This is a genomic window from Salinimicrobium oceani (assembly GCF_012037645.1).
Genome location: NZ_JAAVJR010000001.1, coordinates 363,343 through 389,216 on the forward strand (window position 1 = coordinate 363,343; position 25,874 = coordinate 389,216).

At 41.4% G+C, this 25,874-nt stretch carries 24 protein-coding genes; 17 read left to right on the forward strand and 7 right to left on the reverse strand.

Annotation, left to right across the window (positions count from 1 at the left end; genetic code table 11):
* Positions 1–30: 30 nt before the first annotated feature.
* Positions 31–474, reverse strand: coding sequence for a hypothetical protein (locus HC175_RS01665; RefSeq protein ID WP_168136775.1), 444 nt, complete (start codon positions 472–474; stop codon positions 31–33).
* Positions 475–573: 99 nt separating this feature from the next.
* Here HC175_RS01665 and HC175_RS01670 point away from each other — a divergent pair, with 99 nt between their 5' ends.
* From HC175_RS01670 to HC175_RS01700, 7 genes are all read left to right on the forward strand, one after another.
* Positions 574–1,365, forward strand: coding sequence for a TrmH family RNA methyltransferase (locus tag HC175_RS01670; RefSeq protein WP_168136776.1), 792 nt, complete (start codon positions 574–576; stop codon positions 1,363–1,365).
* A gap of 95 nt (positions 1,366–1,460) precedes the next feature.
* Positions 1,461–2,693, forward strand: a complete 1,233-nt coding sequence (locus HC175_RS01675; RefSeq protein WP_168136777.1) for a M48 family metallopeptidase — start codon at positions 1,461–1,463, stop codon at positions 2,691–2,693.
* 42 nt (positions 2,694–2,735) lie between these two features.
* Positions 2,736–4,940, forward strand: coding sequence for a RelA/SpoT family protein (locus HC175_RS01680; protein WP_168137121.1), 2,205 nt, complete (start codon positions 2,736–2,738; stop codon positions 4,938–4,940).
* A 23-nt stretch (positions 4,941–4,963) separates the two neighbouring features.
* The gene (locus tag HC175_RS01685; RefSeq protein ID WP_168136778.1) at positions 4,964–5,419 is read left to right on the forward strand and encodes a Fur family transcriptional regulator; all 456 of its coding nucleotides are present in this window, start codon (positions 4,964–4,966) and stop codon (positions 5,417–5,419) included.
* Positions 5,420–5,430: 11 nt separating this feature from the next.
* On the forward strand, positions 5,431–6,702 hold the full coding sequence (locus HC175_RS01690) for an adenylosuccinate synthase (RefSeq protein ID WP_168136779.1): 1,272 nt from the start codon (positions 5,431–5,433) through the stop codon (positions 6,700–6,702).
* Positions 6,703–6,843: 141 nt separating this feature from the next.
* On the forward strand, positions 6,844–7,446 hold the full coding sequence (locus HC175_RS01695) for a hypothetical protein (protein WP_168136780.1): 603 nt from the start codon (positions 6,844–6,846) through the stop codon (positions 7,444–7,446).
* A 61-nt stretch (positions 7,447–7,507) separates the two neighbouring features.
* Positions 7,508–7,936 (forward strand): hypothetical protein, encoded by a 429-nt coding sequence (locus tag HC175_RS01700; RefSeq protein WP_168136781.1) that lies wholly within the window; start codon positions 7,508–7,510, stop codon positions 7,934–7,936.
* A gap of 76 nt (positions 7,937–8,012) precedes the next feature.
* Here the strand turns inward: HC175_RS01700 and HC175_RS01705 are convergent, their stop codons facing one another.
* The gene (locus HC175_RS01705) at positions 8,013–9,419 is read right to left on the reverse strand and encodes a glycosyltransferase family 2 protein (RefSeq protein WP_168136782.1); all 1,407 of its coding nucleotides are present in this window, start codon (positions 9,417–9,419) and stop codon (positions 8,013–8,015) included.
* Between the two features lie 447 nt (positions 9,420–9,866).
* On the opposite strand from HC175_RS01705, the gene HC175_RS01710 reads away from it, so the two are divergent.
* From HC175_RS01710 to HC175_RS01740, 7 genes are all read left to right on the forward strand, one after another.
* On the forward strand, positions 9,867–11,702 hold the full coding sequence (locus HC175_RS01710; protein ID WP_317172062.1) for an OstA-like protein: 1,836 nt from the start codon (positions 9,867–9,869) through the stop codon (positions 11,700–11,702).
* A 4-nt stretch (positions 11,703–11,706) separates the two neighbouring features.
* Positions 11,707–12,894 carry an aspartate aminotransferase family protein gene (locus HC175_RS01715; RefSeq protein ID WP_168136783.1) on the forward strand — a complete coding sequence of 396 codons (1,188 nt, stop codon included), beginning with the start codon at positions 11,707–11,709 and terminating at the stop codon, positions 12,892–12,894.
* A 99-nt stretch (positions 12,895–12,993) separates the two neighbouring features.
* Complete coding sequence (locus tag HC175_RS01720) at positions 12,994–14,394, forward strand: tetratricopeptide repeat protein (RefSeq protein WP_168136784.1); 1,401 nt, start codon at positions 12,994–12,996, stop codon at positions 14,392–14,394.
* Positions 14,395–14,427: 33 nt separating this feature from the next.
* Positions 14,428–15,375 (forward strand): DUF368 domain-containing protein, encoded by a 948-nt coding sequence (locus tag HC175_RS01725; RefSeq protein WP_168136785.1) that lies wholly within the window; start codon positions 14,428–14,430, stop codon positions 15,373–15,375.
* Positions 15,353–16,375 carry a DUF368 domain-containing protein gene (locus tag HC175_RS01730; protein WP_168136786.1) on the forward strand — a complete coding sequence of 341 codons (1,023 nt, stop codon included), beginning with the start codon at positions 15,353–15,355 and terminating at the stop codon, positions 16,373–16,375. Before HC175_RS01725 ends, HC175_RS01730 begins: the two co-directional genes overlap by 23 nt.
* Positions 16,368–17,102: a shikimate dehydrogenase family protein gene (locus HC175_RS01735; RefSeq protein ID WP_168136787.1), complete on the forward strand. Its 735-nt coding sequence runs from the start codon at positions 16,368–16,370 to the stop codon at positions 17,100–17,102. The genes HC175_RS01730 and HC175_RS01735 overlap by 8 nt, the downstream gene beginning before the upstream one ends.
* Before the next feature lie 112 nt (positions 17,103–17,214).
* Positions 17,215–19,620 carry a DUF349 domain-containing protein gene (locus HC175_RS01740; RefSeq protein WP_235942495.1) on the forward strand — a complete coding sequence of 802 codons (2,406 nt, stop codon included), beginning with the start codon at positions 17,215–17,217 and terminating at the stop codon, positions 19,618–19,620.
* 87 nt (positions 19,621–19,707) lie between these two features.
* Here HC175_RS01740 and mazG read toward each other — a convergent pair whose 3' ends face one another.
* The 4 genes from mazG to ruvX all read right to left on the reverse strand — a co-directional run bounded on the left by mazG (position 19,708) and on the right by ruvX (position 22,277).
* Complete coding sequence (mazG, locus tag HC175_RS01745; protein ID WP_168136788.1) at positions 19,708–20,481, reverse strand: nucleoside triphosphate pyrophosphohydrolase; 774 nt, start codon at positions 20,479–20,481, stop codon at positions 19,708–19,710.
* 93 nt (positions 20,482–20,574) lie between these two features.
* Positions 20,575–21,039, reverse strand: a complete 465-nt coding sequence (locus HC175_RS01750) for a DUF5606 family protein (RefSeq protein WP_168136789.1) — start codon at positions 21,037–21,039, stop codon at positions 20,575–20,577.
* A 55-nt stretch (positions 21,040–21,094) separates the two neighbouring features.
* Positions 21,095–21,685, reverse strand: coding sequence for a peptide deformylase (def, locus tag HC175_RS01755; RefSeq protein ID WP_168136790.1), 591 nt, complete (start codon positions 21,683–21,685; stop codon positions 21,095–21,097).
* A 184-nt stretch (positions 21,686–21,869) separates the two neighbouring features.
* Entirely contained in the window at positions 21,870–22,277 is a 408-nt protein-coding gene (gene ruvX, locus HC175_RS01760; protein ID WP_168136791.1) for a Holliday junction resolvase RuvX, read from the reverse strand.
* A gap of 121 nt (positions 22,278–22,398) precedes the next feature.
* Here ruvX and HC175_RS01765 point away from each other — a divergent pair, with 121 nt between their 5' ends.
* From HC175_RS01765 to HC175_RS01775, 3 genes are all read left to right on the forward strand, one after another.
* Positions 22,399–23,094 carry a hypothetical protein gene (locus HC175_RS01765; RefSeq protein WP_168136792.1) on the forward strand — a complete coding sequence of 232 codons (696 nt, stop codon included), beginning with the start codon at positions 22,399–22,401 and terminating at the stop codon, positions 23,092–23,094.
* Between the two features lie 16 nt (positions 23,095–23,110).
* Entirely contained in the window at positions 23,111–23,926 is an 816-nt protein-coding gene (locus HC175_RS01770) for a 2,3,4,5-tetrahydropyridine-2,6-dicarboxylate N-succinyltransferase (RefSeq protein WP_168136793.1), read from the forward strand.
* Positions 23,927–23,989: 63 nt separating this feature from the next.
* Entirely contained in the window at positions 23,990–25,042 is a 1,053-nt protein-coding gene (locus HC175_RS01775) for a glycosyltransferase family 9 protein (protein ID WP_168136794.1), read from the forward strand.
* Here the strand turns inward: HC175_RS01775 and HC175_RS01780 are convergent.
* Positions 25,039–25,860, reverse strand: a complete 822-nt coding sequence (locus HC175_RS01780) for a glycosyltransferase family 2 protein (RefSeq protein WP_168136795.1) — start codon at positions 25,858–25,860, stop codon at positions 25,039–25,041. The genes HC175_RS01775 and HC175_RS01780 overlap by 4 nt on opposite strands.
* Positions 25,861–25,874 lie beyond the last annotated feature (14 nt).

Genomic DNA, 25,874 nt, shown 5'->3' on the forward strand with positions numbered 1-25,874 from the left:
TGTTTAAGACTAACTTAAACAGCCTTTTTTTTATACTTTGAAATCTCCTGAATTCAAAACTACCTGTGTAGATGGCAGCACGGGTTTGCTATCATCTTCTGCAGTTATAAAAACACGAATAGGCTCATAAGGCGTACTGGTAGACAGCTTGCCACTGTTTTTTCGATTAATGTTCAAATTACCTATGTTGATGGTCCCGTGTTTTTTGGTGACCAGCCACACCACATAATGATTGCGTGCAGGCGTAAGCCTGTTAGGTGGCGCGAGATTCGTCACCTCTAGGGCCACATCAAAATTTTTGTTCGAATCTTTTTCCACTTTTACCACAGCTTCGGCTGCCGGGACTATTTCCGAAACCGGAAATGTCACTTGTTTGCTACACGCACTAATGAGGATCGCAGCAAAAATGTAACTGAGGATCTTAAAAGAATTTTGAAGAGAAAGTGCATTTTTGGAAGGGTTATCTTTTTTCATCTGCTTGTTTTCCAGTGAATTTACCACTTTTTTCCGGAATCTTAAAACTCGAACCTGCTGCCGAATTCTTTGTGATCCTGAAGTTTATATCTTTGCAGCATGCAGAAATTTATTAGCAGCTTTCAGAATCAAACAATAAAGAGACTTCTTCAGTTACAGGAAAAAGCACGGCTTCGAAAAAAGGAGAAAGCTTTTGTGGTTGAAGGAGTTCGCGAAATTGAACTGGCTTTAAAAGGCGGCTTTCAGGTTCAGGAGTTGTATCTAAACCCGGATCTGTTTCCTGCTGAAAAAGGGGAAAAACTTCTGGCTTCTGCTGCTGAAGTCATTCATCTCTCTCCAGAAGTTTACGAAAAAATCGCTTACCGCGGAAGTACCGAAGGAGTGATAGCAGTAGTAGCAGCCAAAGAGCACAGCCTGGATCAAATCAAATTCAAAAGCAAGAGTCCGCTGATCCTGGTTGCCGAAGCGCCCGAAAAACCGGGAAATATTGGCGCACTCCTGCGAACGGCAGATGCCGCCGCGGTAGACGCAGTGCTCATCGCGAACCCCCGGACAGATTTGTTTAATCCAAACATTATTCGCAGCAGCGTGGGCTGTGTCTTTACTAACCAAATTGCCACTGGCAGCACTTCAGAAATTATTGCATTTTTAAAGGCTCGTCAAATTGCCATTTTTGGAGCCGCATTACAAGCCTCGGTTCCCTATCACAGCGTAGATCTCACCGGCGGCTGTGCAATTGTTGTTGGCACTGAAGCCACAGGGCTCAGTGACGAGTGGCTGGAAAACACTACCCAAAACATCATTATTCCTATGGAAGGAGAAATAGATTCCATGAATGTTTCAGTCACCGCAGGCATACTGGTTTTTGAGGCAAAACGACAGAGGCGCTAAGCACTTCTTCATTCCTGAAAGGACTAGTTAACCCTTCATCTTCTTCCGCCTTAGAGTAAGTTTCTGCTTATATTAGCTTCTTAAAACTTTGGAACTTGACTGCACAAACTCTTTTCTTCATTATCGTAGGAATAATTCTCATAGACTTTCTCATAGATAAGCTACTGGACGCCCTCAATGCCAGTCGCTATAATGATCCAGTACCCGATACACTTAAAGATGTTTTTGATGAAACTGAATATGAAAAATCTCAGCAGTACAAGAAAGCGAACTACAAGTTTGGAATCATTTTCTCTACATTTTCTGTCATTGTTCTACTGTTGTTCCTCTTTCTGGACGGTTTCGACCTTGTAGACAGCATTGCCAGGTCTATTTCAGAAAATGAAATAGTGATTGCTCTTATTTTCTTCGGAATAATAATGATTGGCAGTGACCTCTTGTCTCTTCCCTTTTCCTGGTATCACACCTTTGTAATTGAAGAGAAATTCGGTTTTAATAAAACGACCCCAAAAACATTCATTTTTGACAAGCTAAAAAGCTGGGGGATGATGATCGTGCTGGGCGGCGGTATCCTTGCTCTTATTGTCTGGTTCTACCAGTTTGCCGGAGAAGATTTCTGGTGGTATGCCTGGATCCTCGTAGCAGTCTTCAGCATCTTCCTCAATATGTTTTACGCCCGGCTCATTGTCCCGTTGTTTAACAAGCAGTCTCCCTTACCCGAAGGTTCCCTGCGGAACAAGATAGAAACTTACGCAAAAAAAGAAGGATTTAAACTGAATAAGATCTTTGTAATTGATGGCTCCAAACGCAGTACAAAAGCCAATGCCTATTTTTCAGGATTTGGCAATGAGAAGAGAGTAACGTTATATGATACGCTTATCAATGATCTTGAGGAAGAGGAGATCGTGGCAGTTCTCGCCCATGAAGTTGGGCATTACAAGAAAAATCATATTATCATCAATCTCATCATAAGCATTCTCACTACCGGATTGACCTTATGGATTCTCTCACTTTTTGTTGGGAATCCATTGCTTTCTGCTGCATTAGGAGTCGAACAGCCGGGATTCCATATTGGCCTGGTTGCCTTCGGAATTCTCTACAGCCCTATTTCTGAAGCTACAGGGATCATCATGAATTATCTCTCGCGAAAATTTGAATACCAGGCAGACGATTTTGCAAAAACTACTTACAAGGCACAGCCTTTAATTTCCGGATTAAAGAAACTGTCCAGGAACAGCCTTAGCAATCTTACTCCTCATCCCGCCTATGTTTTTGTACATTATTCTCACCCACCATTGTACAGTAGGTTCAGGAATCTCGAGGATTAATTAATTGCCAGTTTTTAATCTTAATCGTATTTTTAAATCATGATGACGGAAGCTGCTATAGAAAAAGAAAATAAGGAGATTGCACAGCAATACAAAAAGCTTCTGCGAATTAGTTACCAGACGCTTACTGAAGATGATAAAAAGTTGATTCGGCAGGCATTTGATGTAGCCGTCGATGCTCATAAGGATCAACGTCGAAAATCGGGGGAAGCCTACATTTTTCATCCTATTGCTGTCGCAAAGATCGTGGCTTCAGAAATTGGACTTGATGCGACCTCCATTGCCGCTGCACTGCTTCACGATGTGGTGGAAGACACCAGTTACACCCTTGAAGATATTCGAAGACTGTTTGGAGATACTGTTTCCCGAATTGTAGACGGCCTCACCAAGATCTCCAACCTGGAACATGATAAGGATGTTTCCCTGCAGGCAGAAAACTTCAGGAAGATGCTGCTCACCCTCAACGACGATGTGCGGGTGATCATCATTAAGATCGCCGACAGGCTGCACAACATGCAGACCATGGATTCCATGCGAACAGACAAGCAGGAAAAGATCGCTTCAGAAACACTGTACATCTACGCTCCCCTTGCCCATCGCATTGGGCTTTATAATATCAAAACCGAACTTGAAGACCTCGGATTAAAATATACCGAACCCGATGTTTACCATGAGATCCTGAAAAAGATAAGAGAGAGCAAAGAAGAACAGGATAAATACATAGATGCATTTACACAGGTGATCCAGGATTCCCTTGATAGGGAACAAATGCAGTACACCATCAAAGGCCGACCAAAATCCATCTATTCCATAAGGAGAAAGATGAAGAACCAGAATGTCACTTTTGACGAGGTGTACGATAAATTCGCTGTGAGAATCATCTATAAATCTGATTCGGCAAATGAAAAATTTCTGGCCTGGAAGATCTACTCTATTGTCACAGATCACTTTCGCCCCAACCCTACGCGCCTAAGAGACTGGATCTCCTCTCCCAAATCAACGGGATATGAAGCGCTGCATATCACGGTAATGGGTCCAAAAGGACGGTGGGTGGAAGTACAGATACGCAGTGAACGTATGAACGAAATCGCCGAAAAAGGTTATGCCGCTCATTATAAATATAAGCAAGGCAGCAATCAGGAAGACGGGCTTGAGGAGTGGGTGAACAAACTTCAGGAGGCACTGGAAAGTTCAGAAGTCAATGCTGTAGATTTTGTTGAACAGTTCAAGCTCAACCTTTATTCAAAAGAAATTTTTGTTTTCACTCCGCAGGGAGAGTTAAAATCTTTACCTAAAGGCGCTACACCTTTGGATTTTGCCTTCAGCATTCACACAGAGGTAGGACTACGTACACGAGGGGCACGCATCAATGGTAAACTTGTGCCTCTTAGCACTACATTGAACAGCGGGGACCAGGTGGAGATCATTACTTCAGAAAAAGCAAAACCCAATTCCAACTGGCTGGATTACGCGACCACAGCCAGGGCCAGGGCTAAAATAAAATCTTCCCTCAGGGAAGAAAAGAAAAACATTGCTGAAGAAGGTAAAGCCATTCTCACCAGAAAGTTAAGAGCACAAAAGATCCCATTTAATGAAAAGACGATCAATGAACTCGTCATCTTTTTTAAATTAAAAACAAGTCTTGATCTTTTTTACAGGGTTGGCGTTGGCACGATAGATAATCAAAAATTAAAGGATTATGCAGCCTCGCGCAGCAATGCCCTGGTAAGTTTTTTTAAGAGCAAGATCAGGAAACCGAGTCCTGTTGAAGATATTGACAGGGAGGAGATCACGGCAAAATACGATCAGCTGGTATTTGGGCGAGACGAGGAAGTTTTAGATTATAAACTGGCCAACTGCTGCAATCCAATTCCGGGAGACAGCGTATTTGGATTTATAACCGTGAGCGAAGGTATCAAGGTGCATAAAAAAGACTGTCCAAACGCTATTCAGCTGCAAAGTAATTTTGCCTACAGGATCATTCAGGCAAAATGGAAAGACTCTACCCAGGAAGAATTTAAGGCCGTGATCAAACTAACGGGAATTGATAATATTGGACTGGTGAACGATGTGACCAAAGAGATCTCCAACAACATGAATGTGAACATTCGAAATATCAATTTTGATAGCCAGGACGGTATCTTTACAGGCCGTATAACTGTAGTGGTCAAAAACAACAGCATCCTTAAAAAGCTGATAGAACACCTTAAAAAAATAAACGGTATAGATAAGGTCTCACGTGAATAATCTTATACCTTTGCACCCATATCATGAGCAAGAAATTAGTCAATAAAAACGACCAGGCAATTGTAAAAAATGTTTTTACAAAGTTCCTGGAAGACAGAGGACACCGTAAGACGCCCGAGCGTTTTGCTATCCTGCAGGAGATATACAACAGCGATGATCATTTTGATATCGAATCCCTCTATATCAAAATGAAAAACAAAAAGTACAGGGTAAGCCGGGCTACTCTTTACAACACTATTGAACTTCTTTTAGAATGTGGCCTGGTGCGAAAACACCAGTTTGGCAATAACCAGGCACAGTACGAAAAATCTTATTTTGATCGAAACCACGACCACATTATCCTAACAGACACCGGCGAGGTAATTGAATTTTGTGATCCCAGGATCCAGTCGATCAAACAGACTATTGAAGAGGTTTTTGATATAGAGATCAGTACACATTCCTTATATTTTTACGGAAACAAAAAAACAACCGAATAACCTGAATTTTTATGGCAGTAGATTTACTTCTTGGATTACAATGGGGAGATGAAGGAAAAGGAAAAATTGTAGATGTCTTTACCAAAAAATATGATGTCATCGCCCGCTTCCAGGGAGGACCAAATGCCGGACATACCCTGGTATTTGACGGCAAAAAACATGTACTTCACACCATTCCGTCAGGAATCTTTCACGATAACACGATCAACCTTGTAGGTAATGGAGTAGTGATCGACCCTGTGATCTTTAAAAGAGAACTTGACAACCTGGAAAAAGCGGGAGTGGATTATAAAGACAAGCTCGTAATTTCAAGAAAGGCCCATTTGATCCTGCCTACGCATCGCCTGCTCGACGCAGCAAGTGAGGCTTCAAAAGGTAAGGCAAAGATAGGCTCCACGCTAAAAGGTATTGGACCTACTTACATGGACAAGACCGGAAGGAACGGGATTAGAGTTGGAGATCTTGAATTAAGTGACTGGAAGGAACGTTATAGAAACCTGGCCGATAAGCATGAGGCTATGATAAGTTTCTATAATGTGGATATTGAATATAATTTAGGAGAACTGGAAGCTGAATTCTTTAAGGCTATAGAAACTTTAAGAACCCTTGAATTCATAGACAGTGAAGAGTATCTTTTCCAGGCACAGAAAAATGGAAAATCAATTCTTGCTGAAGGCGCCCAGGGATCATTACTGGATATCGATTTTGGTACTTATCCTTTTGTAACATCTTCAAATACTACTGCAGCAGGAGCCTGCACAGGATTGGGAGTGGCTCCAAACCAGATCAAAGAAGTTTTTGGGATCTTTAAAGCTTATACGACTCGTGTAGGAAGTGGTCCTTTTCCAACCGAACTTTTTGACGAAGATGGAGAAAGAATGGGACGTGTAGGAAATGAATTCGGAGCTACAACGGGAAGACCTCGCCGCTGCGGCTGGTTGGATATAGTAGCTTTAAAATATGCAGTTCAGGTTAGCGGGGTGACCCAGTTAATCATGATGAAAGCCGACGTGTTAAGCGGATTCGAAACATTAAAAGTTTGTACCGCCTACAATTATCGTGGAGAGCAGATAGCACATTTGCCTTACAACATTGAAGCGGAAAACGTTACGCCGGTTTATACTCACTTTAAAGGCTGGGAGAAGGATCTAACAGGATTGTCGTCATCTAACGAACTCCCACAAGAATTAAAGGACTACATCTCCTTTATTGAAAAGGAACTTGAGATCCCTGTCAAAATAGTCTCTGTAGGTCCCGACAGGATCCAAACCATAGAACTATAACAGGTGTCAAAAATGACATTTTTGAGAGGTGTTGCTTTTGCAACACCTTTTTTTATGTAATTCATTGAAATATTGTGAAAAATCTGTTCCGCATTTATCTTTTTTAATATATTGCTGAAGTTAAAAAAACGTTAACACGTAATGAAAGCCGTTTATACGCTCCTCCTAATCCTTTTTCTTTCTTCAGCAGCAACTGCACAGGAGAATTATCTTGATACCATTGCCCAAAAGGCCTGTGATTGCATCGAAACCCAAAAGCTTATCGAACAGTACGAAGGGGAACAATTAACTATGCAGATGGGAGTTTGCCTCATGACTGCTTCTGGGGCATACCGGGAGCAGCTAATGAAAGACCACGATATTAATTTTGACCGTCTTGACCTGGAAGGTGAAAAACTTGGAATTCTCATTGGCTCCAGGATGGCTTTTATCTGCCCAAATTTTATTATTTCTGCCGCAGGAGATGGCTCAGATGAAGAAGTTGCAAACTTCAGCGCTACCGGGGTCATTACTTCAATTTCAGAAAAACCCTTCGTGGTTTTTACCATTAAAAATGACCAGGGAAGAACTACAGATTTTTTCTGGCTCACTTTCATAGCATCTGAATTTGATCTACAACACGATTTTAAAAAGCTCGTGGGAAAAAAGGTGGATGTCACTTACGTGGAGGAAGAACTTTTTGATCCCAGGATCAACGATTACAGGTATTTCAATCATCTTGTCACTTTAGAACTGGCAGAATAAAAATGTCGTTTCAACAGTACTATTTTCAGTTCGGCCAGCCAAAATACAGCCGTCACAAGCCATGAGGAAAAAGATCTTTTTTACTTTTTATTTTTTTATAGTTTCAATATCGCTCTTTGCACAACAGCAGGAAGAAGAGGTTAAAGTAGTAGACACACCTCCCATCGCGAGAGGATGCGATCCAGAGGCAGACAACGCCCAATTAAAAGCCTGTTTTACACGAATTGTTTCTGAACAAATAGTAAATAAGCTTAATTTCAGTTATATACGCAAGCAGGACCTCAAACCGGGTCAGTATACGGTTCGCACCTTCTTTTCCATTGATTCAAAAGGACGGGTTAGAGATGTACGAGCCGAATTTCCGAATCAGAAGATCGCGAAACATTTTGTCAGAGCAGTAAAATCCATCGCCACGGTAGAACCCGCCTATCTTGACGGGGAACCGGTAAAGATCTTTTACACTATGCCTTTTAAGTTCGGGATAGACTAAGGACAGTGCCGAACAAAGAGTCGAAACTGGAAGATCCCTTGGCCTTTTCTAAAGGATCTTCCAATATATTATTTTCTTATCCTCTTGTTAACCAGCCTCTTTTACTTGCTGTTGCAATAGCATATGGAGTTATCCAGAATAGGCCGAATGTATACAGAATACTGTAGGAATAGGCCCAAAAAGATTCTGACAGCTTATATTTCCTTGCATAAAACAACACTGGAAAACTTGACCAGATCAAAATGCTGAATAAGGTTGAGCTAATGAATAACAGAGGATCCATTGAAATGAAGAAGATCATCAACAGGATGGTAGGATAGCTCATCACCAGCTTTAGTAATTGATTCAGGAATAAGATTCGTGAACCTGTTTTTGAACCTTTCCTGAAATCTGTAAAAACGTACTTTGCCATTGCGATATTCTCCCGCACATTGCTTCTCCCCCATCGTATGAACATTTTGTAAAGGCCTGTGTATTTTTCAGGCACATTAGTGTATGCAAATGCATTTCGTTGAAAGAGCACATGATATCCCTGTTTCAGGATCATGTTTGTCATTGCTCTATCCTCACCAATATCTGAAGGTCTTCCCATAAAAGTTTGGTTGATCCACTCCTCCAGACAACCAAAAACAGCTTCTCTCTTATAAGCAGCAAGCGCTCCCGGAGTACAAAGTACAGACTCCAGACTGCTTTCGGCCGAGCGAACGAATTCAAAACTCAGCACAAAACTTACGTCAAGCATCTTGGGAAGCAGCGCCTTTTGGCCATTGTTAAGTACACGAATATTACCGGCTACGGCACCACATTTGGGATTTACAACAAACGGGCTCACCAGGTTCCGAAGTGTCTCGGAAGTCACTTCCGAATCACTGTCAACTGTCACAAATACTTCTCCTGTTCCCAGATGGAAGCCACGATAGAGTGCATGGCGTTTTCCCTTGTTTTCGGGCTGCTGAAAAATGCTCACCCGGTCACCAAGTTCCTGCTTAGCTTTCTGCATCCATTCCCAGGTATCATCCTTACTCCCATCATCAATAGCCAACAGTTCTAATTTATGTGCAGGATAGTCACTTTTGGCAAGACTCTTAAGAGTAGCCCAAACTTGTTTTCCTTCGTTATAGGCCGGTACAATCACAGTGACCGAAGGCAACTCCTCATCACTCACGCCCGAAACGGGTTTGTACCTCAAATATAAATAGAGGTTGTAAAAGAAGAATCCAGCCCGAAATAACAGGAGGGTTCCGGTAATTAGTAAAAAGATCATTCCCCATGTCGAATTTAGTCCCTCCAGACTGTAGCGACCAAATTCCCCCTGCATAATAAAGAAGAGATATGCAGCACTTAGCAACAAGGCAAAACTGCTGGCTCTTACTATTACTCCTTTTAAATTTTTTGGTTTCTGAATTTCCTGTAGATCACCCTGGGTTGCATTTTTCTCTACAGAAGTAAAATCTTGATCTTGAAATAAATCTTTATCTTTCATTATAAGCTTATCCTTATTTTATTTTGGCAGCCTAAAAGCTGCACTACTCCCAGCGCACCTAGCAATCCATGTACCAAGAATGCATTGACCTCATTAAGAGGCCCCAATTTTTCATACTTTAAAACAGTTGGGTAAGAATTCCCCAGTTTTCCCATTACTTTCCCCATTGTAGCCAAATACTGACATAATCGGGTTCTAGCTCTGTCATGCTCAGCTGCCATTCATGACAAGCAAGCATTAAAATACTTTCTTTTGGGAAAAAAGAAGATTTTGGTCTGGCAGAGATGGATAGACATAAGATCGGTGGACGGAATATTTAATTTTATAAATCTACTGTAAGACCTTGGCTACAACCATAGAAGCAGTTGATGTAGCCATCCCTAAAAGATTATAGCGATCCATTTATTTCCTTCAGAATTCACTACTTTTGAAGCTAAATTTTTTTTAGTGCAAAACGTCCGACTTCTATTCATTTTTGTTTTTCTCTTTGCCTGGTCCAGCACCAGTTTTGCGCAACAGAGAAAGATACGGTATGAGAGTGAGCGTACCATTAAGAACGAAGAACGGTATCCTGGCGCTTTTATCTTGAGTAAAGTAAATGACCAGGTCCATTTTACTCATGAAGGTATAGAAGTATGGTGCGATCAAGCCATACATTACGCAGAGGAGAATTTTTTTAAGGCCTACGGAAATGTTCGAATGGTGCAGGGAGATACCGTCACCATGACCAGCCAGTATGCCGAATACAATGGAAATACACAGTTTGCCTTCGCAAGCGGAAGAGTCTTTATGCAGAATCCGCAGTCAAGTTTACAGACAGACACACTGTTTTTTGACCGCACCAAGCAACAGGCATATTACCGCAGCGGGGGAACCATTCGCGATAGTGCAAGTGTTTTAAAAAGTAGAATTGGGAGATATTATCTGGAAGACGAGAAATATACTTTCTCTTCCGAAGTGGTGATCACCAATCCCGATTACGTTTTAAGATCTACTCAGCTCGACTTCTATTCTGAAACAGGACATGCCTATATGTATGGCCCTTCCACCATTACGAGTGATGCTTCAACGATCTACTGCGAACGCGGATTTTACGACACTCGCGGAGATACAGGATATTTTGTAAAGAATTCAAGAATTGACTATGAAAATCGCATTTTAGAAGGGGATAGTCTCTACTTCAACAGAAACACAAATTTTGCATCTGCCACAAATAACATCAAGGTTACAGATACTGTCAATAAAAGCGTGGTTCGAGGACATTATGCCGAAGTTTTCAGAGATAAGGATTCGGTCTTCATTACCCGGAAAGCGGTAGCCGTAGCCCTGCAGGAGCAGGATTCGGTATATATTCATGGAGATACGCTGATGATCACCGGGAAGGCCGATGACAGGGTGATTCGTGGATTTTACGGAGTGCGGCTTTTTAAGAGCAATATGAGCGGTAAGAGTGATTCAATTCATGTGCGGGAAAAAACAGGGCTTACCCAAATGCTGGGAAGACCGGTGATATGGTCAGAGAACAATCAGCTTACGGGTGACACTATACATTTATTGAACAACGTAGTGACCGAAGAAATGGATTCATTAAAAGTGTTTGACAACGCTTTTATGATCCAGAAGGATAGCCTGGGAGGTTATAATCAGCTTAAGGGGAAGGAGATGTATGGAAAATTTGAAGACAACAAATTAAGCCAGGTCGACCTTGTTAAGAACACAGAGACCCTTTATTATATGCGTGATGACCCTGGAAATCTTATTGGCATCAATAAAACCCTTTCCAGTTCGATCACGGTACATTTCGAAGACCAGCAGGTAGTTGATGTATACTATTATCAACAGGTGGATGGCGTATTATATCCTGAAGAAGATCTGCCTCCTAATGCGAGGGAGCTGAAGGGCTTTAACTGGCGGGGGGAGGAAAAACTGAATTCGGTAGCCGACCTTTTCATCGATGAAGCCGATTATGAACCCGTACCAATAGAAGGGATACCTTTACCTGAAGAAGAGGAAAGCTTCTTTGAAGAACGCGAAGACAAGAAACATTTGTTAAACGAGAAGTCCCGACTAAAACAGAAGGACTTGCAGGAAAGAGCGATTGACACTCTACCAGCAACTCAGGACAGCACTTCCAGACCAGAACCTCTCATTGAGGAAGAGCTATTGGAAAAAACACCAGTACAGGATACTTTACAGCAGCCTTCAGGCACGCAACAGCCTTCACCTGCACAAAAAAAGGATAGTATTTCTCCTGTAGTGATCCCTTCAACCAAAAAGGAATAAGCACGTGAAACAGCAGTTTTTGAAATATCAGGCGCAGACATCGCCCTATCCTCTCGCACTTGAAGTTTCTCATGCCAAAGGTTCCTATATTTTCGATGTTTCAGGAAAGTCTTATCTGGATTTTGTTGCAGGCGTTTCTGCATGTACTCTGGGACATTGCCATCCACGAGTGGTAAATGCTGTAAAGACACAGGTAGAAAAGTATCTGCATGTCATGGTTTACGGCGAGTATGCGCAGGGTCCGGCTGTAGCACTGTGTCAGCTTTTGGCAGAACATTTACCAGGGCGGCTCGAAAAGACCTATCTCACAAATTCAGGCACCGAAGCGATCGAAGGCGCAATGAAATTAGCCAGGCGTTACACCGGGAGATCGGGGATCATTGCAGCCAGGAATGCGTATCACGGGAATACTATGGGTTCCTTGAGCCTTATGACCTTTGAAGAACGTCAAAAACCTTTCAGGCCATTGATCGGTGATGTATCGTGGATTTCCTTTAACGAGGAAAGCGACCTGGAAAAGATCAATGAAGACACTGCAGCCGTTATTCTGGAAAGTATACAAGGTGGCGCAGGATTCATTCAACCCCAGGATAATTATCTACAGAAGGTAAAGCTGCGCTGTGAAAAAGTTGGAGCTCTCCTAATTTTGGATGAGATCCAGCCTGGATTTGGACGCACGGGAAAACTCTTTGGCTTCGAGAATTTCGGGGTAATACCAGATATTGTGGTGATGGGAAAAGGAATGGGCGGCGGAATGCCCATTGGGGCCTTCACCTCCACTTCAGGAATTATGGATAGCCTTAGTGACAATCCAAAGATGGGACATATTACCACTTTTGGAGGTAATCCTGTGATTGCTGCCGCTGCGCTGGCGACACTTCAGGAAATTACGGAAGGAGACCTGGTGGCGCAAAGTCTTGAAAAAGAGCAAATCTTTAGAGACTTACTGGTGCATCCGTTGATAACAGAGATAAGAGGTCGTGGATTAATGCTGGCTCCAATCCTGATTTCAGAAGAAATTGTGAACGAACTGGTTTTGAAAGCCAAGGATAAAGGTCTCATTTTGTTCTGGTTACTTTTCGAAAAAAAGGCGGTGAGAATCACGCCTCCCCTCACTATTACTAAGGAGAAAATTGAAGAAGGATGCGGCATAATTATTGAAATACTTAACGAACTAATGCAGCAGAATTAGAGGTGTTAATTACTTTGTTAACAACAAATTTGGTTTTAACCCTTGCCGCTGTAGAACATTTTTAACTTTAATACTGTAGAAATCAGTAACAAACTGCTTATGCAATTAAGCCATAACGAAGAAAACAATTTCTCCCTTACTCGTTTTGAATCAATGCTGAAGACCAATGATGTCTTGTTTTTCGATTCTGAAGAGTTTGAAAACATAATTCATCATTATCTCGAGAATGGAAAAATTGCCCTTGCCAAGAAAGCTGTTAAATTAGGATTATCACAACACCCTACTTCAGTTAACCTGAAGTTGTTAAGAGTGGAAATTCTGGTTTTTGAAGACAAACTTGATCAAGCCGAGGGAATACTGAACGAAATTTACGACCTGGAATCTTCTAATGAAGAGATCTATATTCAGAAAGCAAATATTCTTTCCAAAAAGGACCTGCATCATGAAGCGATCAAAATGCTCGAAACAGCATTGGAAATAACTTATGATGAAGCCGATGTATATTCCTTACTGGGAATGGAATACCTTTTCCTTGAGGATTTCGAGAATGCGAAGCAAAATTTCATGAAATGTCTCGAGGCAGATGAAGAGGATTATTCTGCTTTATATAACATCATGTACTGTTTTGACTTCCTGGAGCAAAAACAAGGCGCAATAGATTACCTCAATTCTTTTCTCGATCGCAATCCATATTCTGAAGTCGGCTGGCACCAGCTTGGGAAGCAGTATTTCGATCTCAAGAATTACAGCAAAGCCTTATCTGCCTTTGATTTTGCCATCATTAGCGATGACACTTTTATTGGAGCTTATCTTGAAAAAGGAAAGGTGCTTGAAAAGCTTGGAAGACTAAATGAGGCCATTGAGAATTACACCATCACCATGGATCTAGATGACCCTACCTCTTTCGCATATCTTAGAATTGGAAAATGTTATGAAAAACTCGGGCTTGATGAGCTCGCGTTAAAGAACTACAGGCAAACAGTTCATGAAGATCCGCTTTTAGACAAAGGCTGGATAGCCATCACCGATTTCTTTTACAAGAAGGGGAATTACCAGAAATCTCTCTACTACATCAATAAGGCAATAAATATTGATGGAGAAAATGTATTGTACTGGAAGCGATATGCGCGTATTAATAACAAACTGCAACACCTTGAAGAAGCTGAAAGAGGTTATCGCCGTACCTTAGAACTTGGAAACTATGAATTGGAGACCTGGATCAAGAGATGTGATGTCCTTATCGATCTGGGTGAATTTGAGGCCGCTATTCAGAATCTCCTGCAGGCAGTAGAATTTTATCCCGAAACAGCCGAAATTGAATATCGTCTTGCTGGTCTTTATTTTATGCTGCACGAACCTGAAAAAGGAAATTTCCACCTCAACAATGCTTTAAAAATGGATTCGGAGTATTACATCATCATTGAAGAACTCTTTCCATCCATCTTTGCAAGGAAATCTGTCAAGGATAAAATAAAGCTGCACCTTAAATCCTGCAGTTAATTCTTTTAACTTTGCGCTCTTCAAAAAAAGGCGATGCAACGAAGTTTTAAAGATTACCTCATTATTTCCATCAAAGGAATGGCAATGGGAGCGGCAGATGTTGTTCCGGGTGTTTCTGGTGGTACAATAGCTTTTATTTCCGGGATCTACGAAGAGTTGATCAATACCATTAGTGGTGTTCAGATTGGTCTTTTAAGAACCTGGAAAAGCGAAGGTTTTAAGGCGATGTGGACCGCCCTTAACGGCAACTTTATCGTGGCCCTGCTAGGAGGGATTTTAATAAGCATCTTTTCTGTGATGCGGGTGACGAATTACCTTCTTGAGCATCATCCCATTCTTATTTGGGCGTTCTTTTTTGGTCTTGTCCTGGCCAGTGTTTATTATGTTGCCAAACAGATCCAGAAATGGACTTTTAACGTTTTTCTGTTCCTGATCCTGGGAGCAGGAGCGGCATTTTACGTTACCTCCCTGCCACCAATGACTGCGGCTGCAAGTGATCTTTTCCTGTTCTTTGCAGGAGCGATTGCAATTTGTGCCATGATCCTTCCAGGGATATCGGGTGCTTTTATTCTTGTCTTGCTCGGCGCCTATAAAACTGTAAGCGAAGCGGCTCATGATTTTGATCTTAAGACTTTAGGTATCGTAGCACTCGGAGCTGTGTTTGGCCTCCTCTCCTTCTCCCGATTGCTTAAATGGCTGTTTCTCAATTACAGCACCCTCACGCTGGCGACGCTTACGGGTTTTATTGCCGGATCTCTCAATAAGATCTGGCCGTGGAAGAGAGTTCTTGAGACTGCCGAGTTTGGAGATAAATCTATTGTGATAAGAGACGAATCGGTAATGCCGTGGAATTTTGATGCACAGCCTCACACCTTGCAAGCCTTCTTTTTAATGCTTGCAGGATTTCTTCTTATTCTTATCTTAGAGGGCCTCGCAGAAAAAAAACCGGCGCAGGAAAATGCAGGAGACCCGAACCTTTAGTGATAAAATTTTCCTGGTGATCAAAGGCATCCTTATGGGTGCCGCAAATAAAGTTCCTGGAGTTTCGGGAGGGATGGTCGCATTTGTCGCGGGCTTCTATGAAGAGTTCATCTTCTCCTTGCGAAGAATTAACCTCAACTCTTTAAAGCTACTAGTGAACGGCAGGTTCCGCAGCCTTTGGTATTACACCAATGGTCGCTTTCTTTCCCTGCTTGTTCTGGGAATGGTGATTAGCTATTTCTCAGTTTCCCTTTTGCTAGATTACCTCATCACCCACTATGAACTTTACGTATGGGCCACCTTCTTCGGAATGATCTTAGGCTCTATCTACTATATTAGCAAAGACTTTGAAGAGTGGAACCAACGCAATATAGGATTTGTGCTGCTGGGCATCCTGGTCGGCGTTAGCATTAGCTTTTTAGAACCGGCTTCACAGAACGACAACCTGTGGTTTGTCTTCTTCTGTGGTATTATCGGGGTTTCGGGGATGACACTCCCTGGATTATCTGGATCTTTCATTCTCATTCTTCTGGGAAACTATGTACTTCTCCTGGTAGATTCGGTAAATGCTCTTTTTCTTACGCTAAGTGATGTCGCTACCTTCGACTTTAGTTTTACTCATGATGAAGACAGGATGCGCTTACTTCAGGTGCTTCTGGTCTTTACTGCAGGATCTGTTGCGGGCCTCGTGAGTTTATCTCATGTGCTGGGTTTCCTGTTAAAACACTACAAGAACAGGACTTTTGCAGTGATCATTGGCTTCATAACCGGGTCTTTGGGCGTCGTCTGGCCCTGGAAGGAAGCTGAATTTCGTCGTGACAGTCAGGGCGCTTTTCTCTTCGATAAGAATGGAGACAGGATCATTGACAATTACGATAGATACATTCCGGAGCTTTCGGCTTTCAATACCTGGTTAGCTGTCTTATTTATTGTGCTGGGGGCTGCGATCGTACTGTGGATCGCTTTTGTTGAACTCCGAAATAAAAAGAACCATGAGTAGATTCGGCCTTATTGGAAAAAACATCTCCTACTCCTTCTCTCGCAAGTATTTTTCTGAAAAATTTGCTGCGGAAGGGATAGCCGCTACCTACGAGAATTTTGACCTGCAACACATTGCTCAATTTCCTGAAATACTTCAGAAGTATGATGATCTCGCAGGATTTAATGTCACCATTCCATATAAGGAAGCAATTATGCCATTTTTGGATAGGCTCGATACAACAGCACAGGAAATTGGAGCTGTAAACACTATTAAGCTTGAAAAAAACGGCAGCCTTACCGGTCATAATACAGATTACTTCGGATTTCTGAAGGCCCTGGAACCGGAACTCGAAAAACAACATCAAAAAGCCCTTATCCTGGGCACTGGCGGGGCATCAAAAGCCGTTATTTACGCTTTGAAAGTTCTTGGGATCGAACCACAACTTGTCTCCAGAACAGGTTCCAAAAATGCCATTTTATACACCCAACTTTCCGAAGAAATTATTGAGCAACACAAGCTCATCATCAATACCACTCCCCTGGGAACTTTTCCACAGGTCGAGGAATGTCCTGCAATACCTACCAGGTATTTAGGAAATGAACACCTGGTTTTTGATCTTATTTATAATCCATCACAGACCAAACTATTACAGCTGGCAGCGGCTAAGGGTGCCAAGGTCCAAAATGGCCAGAACATGCTCGAACTACAAGCTCAAAAAGCCTGGCAAATCTGGAATGAGGAATAGGAACTTCTGCGCACTTTCCCGTTCATAAATAGCCGTAAACCCTTGTTAGGTATGTTGGGAGTTGTTATCTTTCAGACTTATTACTGAATGACGAACCCTAACATTGAAAGATATGTCTGAGAAAGAAAATCTGTCGAACAAGAACCTTCCGGAAAAGGAAAGCACCAGCCTGAACTCACAGGATGAAAAAAACCATCTGGAAGAGACAGAACGTACAACTGAAAACCCTTCCGCAGAAAAGGAAGAAAGAGATTCTATTGCAGATGCAATGGTTGATGAGGCCAAAGCAGCCGAAGACAAGAGAAACCCTGAAACAGGTACCTCTCCCGAATCGGCTTTTGACCATGATGATGAGGAAGAGGAAGGAGCTCCAGTCTCTCAGCAAAAAAATGATAAAGATCCAAAAGTAGAGAAACCTGAAGCCCAGCAGAATTCTGAAGATCGCGGCGAAAAAGATTCTATTGCAGATGCAATGGTTGAAGAAGCGAAGTCTACAGAAGACAAAAAGGATGCTGAAAAACTAACTTCGCCGGAATCTGCTTTGGAAAGTGATGAACAGGATGAAAAAGAGGCGAATTCAAAGGCAGAAGAATCCAACGGCGCTTCGGAAAACCAACCCACAACCGATCCTAAAAATCCCTTTTTTGACTCCTCAAGTCCGGGAACGGCCAGTGAAAAGGTGGAGGACACTTCAGGAACTAAAGAAGCTTCGGGGAAGCGGGATGCTCAAAGTGAGGTAGACGACGCGGTAGCCGAAGACAGCGAAGATGAAACTACAGGAGAGCGCCACGAGATCGAGAAAAAAGATTATCACGCCATGAGCAAAGAAGCTTTGGTAGATGAACTGGAAAAACTTGTGAAGACCGAAAAGGTGCAGGCCATAAAAGAGCACGTTGAAGAGTTGCGCGCCGAATTCAATGCCAAATTTGATGAAGAAGTAGAAGAAAAAAAGGAGGAATTTCTTGCCGATGGCGGGAATATCATTGACTTCCACTATTCTACCCCTTTAAAAAAGCAGTTTAATTCTCTATATTTTGATTACAAGGAGAAACGAAATAAATATTATCAGCAACTCAAGCAGGACCTTAACAAGAATCTTGAGAAAAGGCTAGAAATAATTGAAGAACTTAAAGGGCTTCTTGATGTTGAAGAGAATATCAACACTACGTACAAGCATTTTAAGGACCTGCAGGACAGGTGGAAAACCGCGGGACCGATTCCTCGTGATAAGTACAACACGGTATGGAACACCTATCATCACCATGTAGAGAACTTCTATGACTTTTTGCATCTCAACCGAGAGTTCAGAGATCTTGATTTCAAACACAACCTGGAGCAAAAACTAAAGATCATCTCCCGTGCAGAGGAACTCACACAGGAACCAGATACAAACAGAGCTTTCAGAGAATTACAGATGCTCCATAAAATGTGGAAAGAAGATCTGGGCCCTGTAGAAAAGGAATACCGGGAAGATATTTGGCAAAAATTCAGCGATGCCACTAAGCAGATCCACGACAAGAGGCAGGAATATTTTGAGCAGCAGGAAAAGCAGTTTGAGAAAAATCTTGAGAAGAAAGAAGAGATCATAAGTAAGCTTCAGGAAATTGCTTCGCAGGAATACAAAACACACAAGCAGTGGCAACAAAAGATCACCGAAGTAGAAGCTCTGCGTGAGGCCTTTTTCAATGCGGGAAAAGTTCCCCGGCAGGTGAATGATGACACCTGGAAAAAGTTCAAAGAAGTAGTTCGCACCTTCAATAGAAATAAGAACGCCTTCTACAAGAACCAAAAAAGGGAGCAGTTTGAAAACCTGGAGAAAAAACAGGAGCTGGTAAAACTTGCAGAAGAACATAAGGATAGTGAAGATTTTAAGGCGACTACGCCCCTAATGAAAAAGATCCAGAGTGACTGGAAAAACATAGGACACGTTCCTCGCAAGGACAGTGACAAGATCTGGAAAAAGTTTAAAGCTGCCTGCAATCATTATTTCGACAGGCTGCATGCCTCAAGAAATGAAGAGAACAAAGAGGAAAATGATGCCTTTGACCAGAAGCGCGACCTCCTGGAAAAGCTTAAAAATATCGAACTCTCTGGCGACAGGAAAAAGGATCTTCCTACCATAAAGAAATTTATCGAAGACTGGAAAAACCTGGGCAGAGTGCCGCAAAACAAAAGGTATATTGAAGGGAAATTCAATAAAGCGCTCGATCATGCATTTGATAAACTCGATCTTGATAAAAAGCAAAGTGAAATGCTCAAGTACGAAAATAAGGTACAGGCTCTCGAGGATTCCGACGATTCCCGTAAGCTGAACAATGAGCACTATTTCTTAACCAAGAAGATCGAGGAAACCAAAGCCGAAATAAGACAACTTGAAAACAACCTGCAGTTCTTTTCAAATGTAGATGACAGTAATCCTTTGGTTCAGGATGTTCACAAGAATATTAGAGACCACAAGGAACAGCTAAAGATCTGGAAAGAAAAATTAGAGAAAGTAAAATCTCTTTACGACGAGTAGACTTATAGCCTAAAAAAGAACACCTCTCAAAAATGACATTTTTGAGAGGTGTTCTTTTTTACAGAAAAATCTCGAACAAAGCTGATCTTATAGCTTCTTTGCTTCTTCCCAATAAATATCCATTTCGGCCAGGCTCATGTCCTTAAGGCTCTTTTTCTGCTCCCTGGCCTTTCCTTCGAGATATTGAAACCTTTTAATGAATTTCTTATTCGTTCGCTCTAAGGCATCTTCCGGATTGATCTTCAGGAATCGGGCGTAATTGATCATGCTAAACATTACATCGCCAAATTCCTCCTCCATTTTCTCTCCGTTGTTGGTATTTATTTCGTGCTGTAGTTCTTCCAGTTCCTCCTTCAGCTTCTCAAATACCTGCTGCGGTTCTTCCCAGTCAAAACCTACACCGGCCACTTTATCCTGAATTCTGCTGGCTTTTACTAATGCCGGCAATGAAGCTGGCACTCCTTCCAGAACACTCTTTTTTCCTTCTTTAAGCTTCAGCTGTTCCCAGTTTCGTTTTACATCCTCTTCATTGCTCACTTTGGTGTCGCTATAAATATGCGGATGCCGGCTAATTAATTTTTCAGAAATACCATGGGCAACATCGGCAATATCAAAATCTTTGGTCTCACTTCCTATCTTGGCGTAAAATACTATGTGTAATAAGAGATCTCCGAGCTCCTTTTTCACCTCCTCAAGATCATTATCAAGAATGGCATCTCCCAGCTCATAAGTCTCTTCTATGGTCAAGTGACGCAGCGACTGAAGGGTCTGTTTCCGATCCCACGGACATTGCTCTCTAAGCTCATCCATTATAGTAAGTAACCTGTCAAAGGCTTTTAGCTGTTCTTCTCGTGAATTCATATTCTAGTTTTGAAGCTGGTAAGTTAGGATTTACGAAAACAAAAAACCAACTGAAAATCAGTTGGCTCTTTTATTTTATCACATATTGGGCGTCTATTCTTCCTCGCCGCCCATATCTTTTGAGCTAGTATCTTTTGAAGCTTCTTCTTCTTCTGTAGCTTTTTCGTCACTCTTACTGAAGTCTGTCACCCCTTTGCTGATAAGCAGGTTATACCATTGAAAGATCTTTTTGATGTCACTTAAGTAAACCCTTTCCTCATCATAATCTGGCAGCACTTCCTGAAAATACGCTTCCAGTTTAGCCTTGGATTCTTTATGGCTTATTGCTTCTCCCCCATTTTCCTTATCATATATTTTCTGAAAAACTTCCCTTAACGGAACCTCTTCAGTATAAGTATAAATTGCGATCTCGCTTAGCAGACTTACGTTGTGGCGCATATTCACAGAAATTTTCTTTCCGTCTAACATAGATTCTGCCACAAAACCACCACGGGTTTGGGCTTTAAGTTCATACAATCCTGGTTTTCCAGAGATCGACAACACTTTATCTAACTTCATATTTTTAATTTTTGGAAGGCAAATATCTTACCTCCTGCCTAGAAAACAAAACTTATTAACGGCCTTTTTTAACTTCAGGGAATCTCATGCGGTACTCCACATTGATCTTACCCTTAGAGATATTGGAAAGTTTTCCTTTAATTAGCCTCTTTTTAAGACTACTAAGCTTATCTGTAAAGAGAATTCCCTCGATATGATCATATTCATGCTGGATCACACGTGCAGCAAGACCGTCATATTTCTCTGTATGTTTATTAAAATCTTCATCGTAATATTCTATGGTGATCTCAGGTTTTCTGAAAACATCCTCCCGAATATCAGGAATACTTAGACAACCTTCGTTAAAAGCCCATTCATCACCATTTTCCTCGAGAATAGTGGCGTTGATAAAAACCTTCTTAAGATTCTCAAGGTCTTTTCTTTCCTCTTCAGAAAGGTCTTCATCTTCTGCAAAGGGTGCGGTGTCAATGAGAAAAAGTCTTATTGGCAATCCCACCTGCGGTGCAGCAAGACCCACTCCATATGCGCCATACATGGTCTCCCACATATTTTCAACCAGTTCTTTCAGGTTTGGATAATCGGTAGGAACTTCTTTTGCTTTTTTTCGTAAAACCGGGTCTCCGTAAGCTGTTATTGGTAGTACCATTTTATTGTATATTGTATATTGTATATTGTATATTGTATATAACAGCTGTCATTTCGTGCTCGCCTTAATTACTTCGGAAGCTCCCTCTTCAGCTATTTTTCATTAATCACATAAAGATTTGAAAATCTTCTTATAAGTTCTTTGCACAACGATTTAAGCCAAATGAAATATCATGAGGATTACATTACTTATAAAGATAAGATTGTAAAATAATCGTCGCACTTATCTCATCCACCAGGGCCTTATTTTGCCTCTGCTTCTTTTTTAGTCCACTATCGATCATTGATTGAAATGCCATTTTTGAGGTAAATCTTTCGTCCACTCTTTCCAGTTTCATTTCAGGGAAAGCCAGAGAAAATTTCTTGATAAATTCCTGAATTGACGATTCACTTTGGGAAGCAGTGTTATCCATTTGCTTTGGTTCTCCAAGGAGTACAAGCTCAACCGCTTCATCAGAAAAATATTTTTTCAGAAATGTCAGTAAATCAGCAGTGGGTACAGTTGTGAGGCCCGAAGCTATGATCTTCAGTTCATCTGTTACCGCAATTCCTGTGCGCCTGGTACCGTAATCTAATGCTATTATTCTTCCCATAAATGTGTTGCAAAGATAGCTTTAATAGTGGAAATTCGAAACTGACTGCTGCTGTCTATTCCCTGGATGCATAATGGTTGCAAAAGTTTAATTTTGTTTCTTCGCAGATTAATTCTGAATTATGCCAGAGACCACACCAAAAAAGATATTTACCACACTTCTTCTCATCATCCTTTTTCTGTTATTGCTGAATATTGGTAGCTATTTCCACCTTATCCTCGAAGGAGGCCATCCTGAAGATTTCTTTTTTAGGAAGACTAATTTTAATATGGAAAAGAATTTACCTTCTATTTTTTCCAGTATTCTCCATTTTTCCTGTGCTGTTTTATTACTTATCATAGGACTAAAGCTGGAAGAATTTAAAAAACGCAAACCCTTCTGGTTCTTACTCAGTTTTCTCTTCCTGTTTACAGGACTAGATGAACTTCTCCGGATCCACGAGAAAGTAGGGAAAGCGATTTCCAGCAGCATCGAGACCTCCGGAATTTTCCTTTTTTCATGGGTTATACCTTATGGCATTGCAGTTATCATCATCTCCCTTTTCCTGATCAAGCCATTTTTCTCCCTTGATAAAAAGACCATAAGAAATTTCCTGATCTCAGGATTTACTTTTTTACTAGGAGCTGTAGGGGTAGAAATGTTTACCGGCTGGTATATAGAATATCACAACCTGGATCTTACAAGGTTACTGGTAATAATTGATGCCTTTATCTTGTCTACCATAGAGGAACTTCTGGAAATGCTGGGATTAACTTATTTTATTTATTCACTTTTAGTCTTAAAATCGGAGCACAAAAAATTAACTTTGCGCTATTAATAAAACAGACTTTAAGATGCAGGACTTGAGAAAATCAATTGAAGAAGCCTGGGATAACCGAGAGCTTCTCAAGGAAGATCAAACAATTAAGGCAATAAAAGAGGTCATTGACCTACTTGATAGTGGCAAATTAAGAGTGGCCGAACCAGTTCATGAAGGCTGGCAGGTAAATGAATGGGTAAAAAAAGCCGTAGTTCTATATTTTCCCATTCAGAAGATGGAAACCCTGGAGGCCGGAATATTTGAGTACCACGACAAGATCCCATTAAAAAGAGGCTACAAGGAAAAAGGTATTCGTGTGGTACCTAATGCAGTTGCCAGGCACGGAGCTTATATTTCCGGCGGAGTAATATTGATGCCCAGCTATGTAAATATTGGCGCGTATGTAGATGAAGGAACTATGGTGGACACCTGGGCTACTGTGGGGAGTTGTGCCCAGATAGGAAAAAATGTACATTTAAGCGGAGGTGTTGGAATTGGAGGGGTTCTTGAACCTTTACAGGCGGCACCGGTCATTATTGAGGACAATGCTTTTCTAGGCTCCCGTAGCATTGTAGTGGAAGGCGTTAAAGTTGAAAAGGAAGCAGTCTTAGGAGCAAATGTAGTTTTAACGGCATCGACCAAGATCATTGACGTTACAGGAGACGAACCTGTTGAGATGAAAGGCATAGTTCCTGCACGTTCTGTAGTAATTCCTGGTAGCTACACTAAAAAGTTTCCTGCAGGAGATTACCAGGTTCCCTGTGCCCTTATCATTGGAAAAAGAAAGGAAAGCACCAACAAGAAAACTTCTCTTAATGATGCGCTTAGGGAACATCATGTGGCAGTGTAATTAGTGTAAAACAGCAGAAATAGTAATCAAAGGTCTTCCTGCGGAAGGTAGCTTATAAGGTTCATGAAAATACTTATCATCCAGAACAAGAGAATTGGAGATGTGCTTTTAGCTTCTATTATACCCAATAGTATAAAAAAGTATCATCCCAATGCTCACGTTACCTTCTTTTGCTATGACAATGCTGCACCAGTTCTGGAACAGAATCCTAACATCGACAGGATCATTGCTGTAAAGGAAAAGGAGCTGAAAAAGATCAAGAACCTGGTTAGATATTCCAAATCTCTGAGAAAGGAGAGATTTGATATAGTAATAGATCCCTATGTCAAATTTCAAAGCCAGGTTCTTAGTCTAATGAGCGGTGCGAAACAAAGGATCAGCTATCAAAAGAAGACATTACCATTTGCCTACACTACCCAGATCCCTTTTCTGAAAAACAAAGTCTCAGAATTCGGCAAAGCCATTGATGATCGGCTTAACCTGGTTACAGCAATGGACAAAAATATTGTACCTGAACCCTATCCACAGCTCTTCCTAAGTCAGCCAGAAATTGAGCATGGAAAAAAAATGCTCGAGGGACTGGATGATAATAAAAAGACCTTAATGATTGGAGTGCTTGGCAGCAATGCTTCCAAATCACTCCCCCTGGAGTACACTGTGGAAATTATTAACTTCCTGGTCGCTAATTATAATTTGAATATTCTGTTCAATTATATTCCTTCGCAACAGGATATTGTGGATGAGATCCTGAGTAAGATCACCCCTTCAAATAAGGTATATCCGGGTATTATAGGTAAGGATATTCGTGAATTTATTCAGATCATGTATCACTGCGATCTCCTCATCGCCAATGAGGGTGGTAGTGTTCATATTGCCAAGGCACTCAAAAAAGCAACTTTTACGATCTTTTCTCCTTACATCGTAAAGGATTTCTGGGCCACCTTTGAAAATGAACCACAAAATCAATCCGTTCACCTGAAAGAAGTTCGTCCCGACCTTTTCGAAAACAAAAGCAGAAAAGAAATCGCAGCAAGAAGTGAAGAGCTTTATAAGGAGCTCACACCTGAACTCATTATTCCAAAATTAAAAAGCTTTCTGAAGGAAAATAATTTTTAATCCTTTTTGATCCCATAGGCAGTAGACACGCGTTTTTCCTCTCTTGTAGTTTTTCTTATCGCGAGGTTCTTGTCTATGGATTCCTGATTTTTATAACCCCGGGCGTGATCCAGATGCAGGCAAATGGCGCTGTATCTTATTTGCTTTGGCTTGATCCCCGAATTCACCAGGCGCTCTCCCAATTCCCTGTCCTGTCCTCCATACTGCATTCGTTCATCAAATCCATTGACCCGAACGATATCTTCCTTCCAGCCAGATGAATTGTGTCCATTCCAGGTTGCAGACGTGGGAGTGAGCGCATTAAGAACAAAGCTTTTAAATCCTTTAGCGTCAATTTTATTATTCTTAAATGAGGATTTCAATCCGTTCCTTTTCAACCAGGCAAGATCAAAACATCTCCCAGTTAGAATATCTTCCTTCTGAATTTTATGCGAAAGATCCATGGATAGCTTATGGTATCCTCCGCTTAGGAAATAACCATGGCTTCTGTATTCCACATGTTTTTCCACAAAATCATTTCTCGCAATACAATCACCATCGCTCATAATGATATAATCGGCACTCGCGGCAACAACAGCTTTGTTAAGGATCTCAGATTTTTGAAAGCCTCTGTCTGGATGCCATACATGCTTCACGGGAATTTCGGTCTTTGACTTGAAATCATTTATGAGCTGTTTCGTCTCTTCCCTGGAACCATCATCGGCAATAACGATCTCAAAGTTCCTGTAGCTTTGAACCGAATAACTCCATAAAGTTTTCTCCAGCCATTCTTCCGCATTATAGGTACTAAGGATGACAGAGGTGTCTATTGACTTCATTTCAACTGAATTTT

Excerpts from the sequence above, each read along its gene's own strand:
- HC175_RS01665 (WP_168136775.1), bottom strand. The coding sequence starts at position 474 with ATGAAAAAAGATAACCCTTCCAAAAATGCACTTTCTCTTCAAAATTCT.
- HC175_RS01670 (WP_168136776.1), top strand. The coding sequence starts at position 574 with ATGCAGAAATTTATTAGCAGCTTTCAGAATCAAACAATAAAGAGACTT.
- HC175_RS01680 (WP_168137121.1), top strand. The coding sequence starts at position 2,736 with ATGACGGAAGCTGCTATAGAAAAAGAAAATAAGGAGATTGCACAGCAA.
- HC175_RS01685 (WP_168136778.1), top strand. The coding sequence starts at position 4,964 with ATGAGCAAGAAATTAGTCAATAAAAACGACCAGGCAATTGTAAAAAAT.
- HC175_RS01690 (WP_168136779.1), top strand. The coding sequence starts at position 5,431 with ATGGCAGTAGATTTACTTCTTGGATTACAATGGGGAGATGAAGGAAAA.
- HC175_RS01695 (WP_168136780.1), top strand. The coding sequence starts at position 6,844 with ATGAAAGCCGTTTATACGCTCCTCCTAATCCTTTTTCTTTCTTCAGCA.
- HC175_RS01700 (WP_168136781.1), top strand. The coding sequence starts at position 7,508 with ATGAGGAAAAAGATCTTTTTTACTTTTTATTTTTTTATAGTTTCAATA.
- HC175_RS01705 (WP_168136782.1), bottom strand. The coding sequence starts at position 9,419 with ATGAAAGATAAAGATTTATTTCAAGATCAAGATTTTACTTCTGTAGAG.
- HC175_RS01720 (WP_168136784.1), top strand. The coding sequence starts at position 12,994 with ATGCAATTAAGCCATAACGAAGAAAACAATTTCTCCCTTACTCGTTTT.
- HC175_RS01725 (WP_168136785.1), top strand. The coding sequence starts at position 14,428 with ATGCAACGAAGTTTTAAAGATTACCTCATTATTTCCATCAAAGGAATG.
- HC175_RS01730 (WP_168136786.1), top strand. The coding sequence starts at position 15,353 with ATGCAGGAGACCCGAACCTTTAGTGATAAAATTTTCCTGGTGATCAAA.
- HC175_RS01735 (WP_168136787.1), top strand. The coding sequence starts at position 16,368 with ATGAGTAGATTCGGCCTTATTGGAAAAAACATCTCCTACTCCTTCTCT.
- HC175_RS01740 (WP_235942495.1), top strand. The coding sequence starts at position 17,215 with ATGTCTGAGAAAGAAAATCTGTCGAACAAGAACCTTCCGGAAAAGGAA.
- mazG (WP_168136788.1), bottom strand. The coding sequence starts at position 20,481 with ATGAATTCACGAGAAGAACAGCTAAAAGCCTTTGACAGGTTACTTACT.
- HC175_RS01750 (WP_168136789.1), bottom strand. The coding sequence starts at position 21,039 with ATGAAGTTAGATAAAGTGTTGTCGATCTCTGGAAAACCAGGATTGTAT.
- def (WP_168136790.1), bottom strand. The coding sequence starts at position 21,685 with ATGGTACTACCAATAACAGCTTACGGAGACCCGGTTTTACGAAAAAAA.
- ruvX (WP_168136791.1), bottom strand. The coding sequence starts at position 22,277 with ATGGGAAGAATAATAGCATTAGATTACGGTACCAGGCGCACAGGAATT.
- HC175_RS01765 (WP_168136792.1), top strand. The coding sequence starts at position 22,399 with ATGCCAGAGACCACACCAAAAAAGATATTTACCACACTTCTTCTCATC.
- HC175_RS01770 (WP_168136793.1), top strand. The coding sequence starts at position 23,111 with ATGCAGGACTTGAGAAAATCAATTGAAGAAGCCTGGGATAACCGAGAG.
- HC175_RS01775 (WP_168136794.1), top strand. The coding sequence starts at position 23,990 with ATGAAAATACTTATCATCCAGAACAAGAGAATTGGAGATGTGCTTTTA.
- HC175_RS01780 (WP_168136795.1), bottom strand. The coding sequence starts at position 25,860 with ATGAAGTCAATAGACACCTCTGTCATCCTTAGTACCTATAATGCGGAA.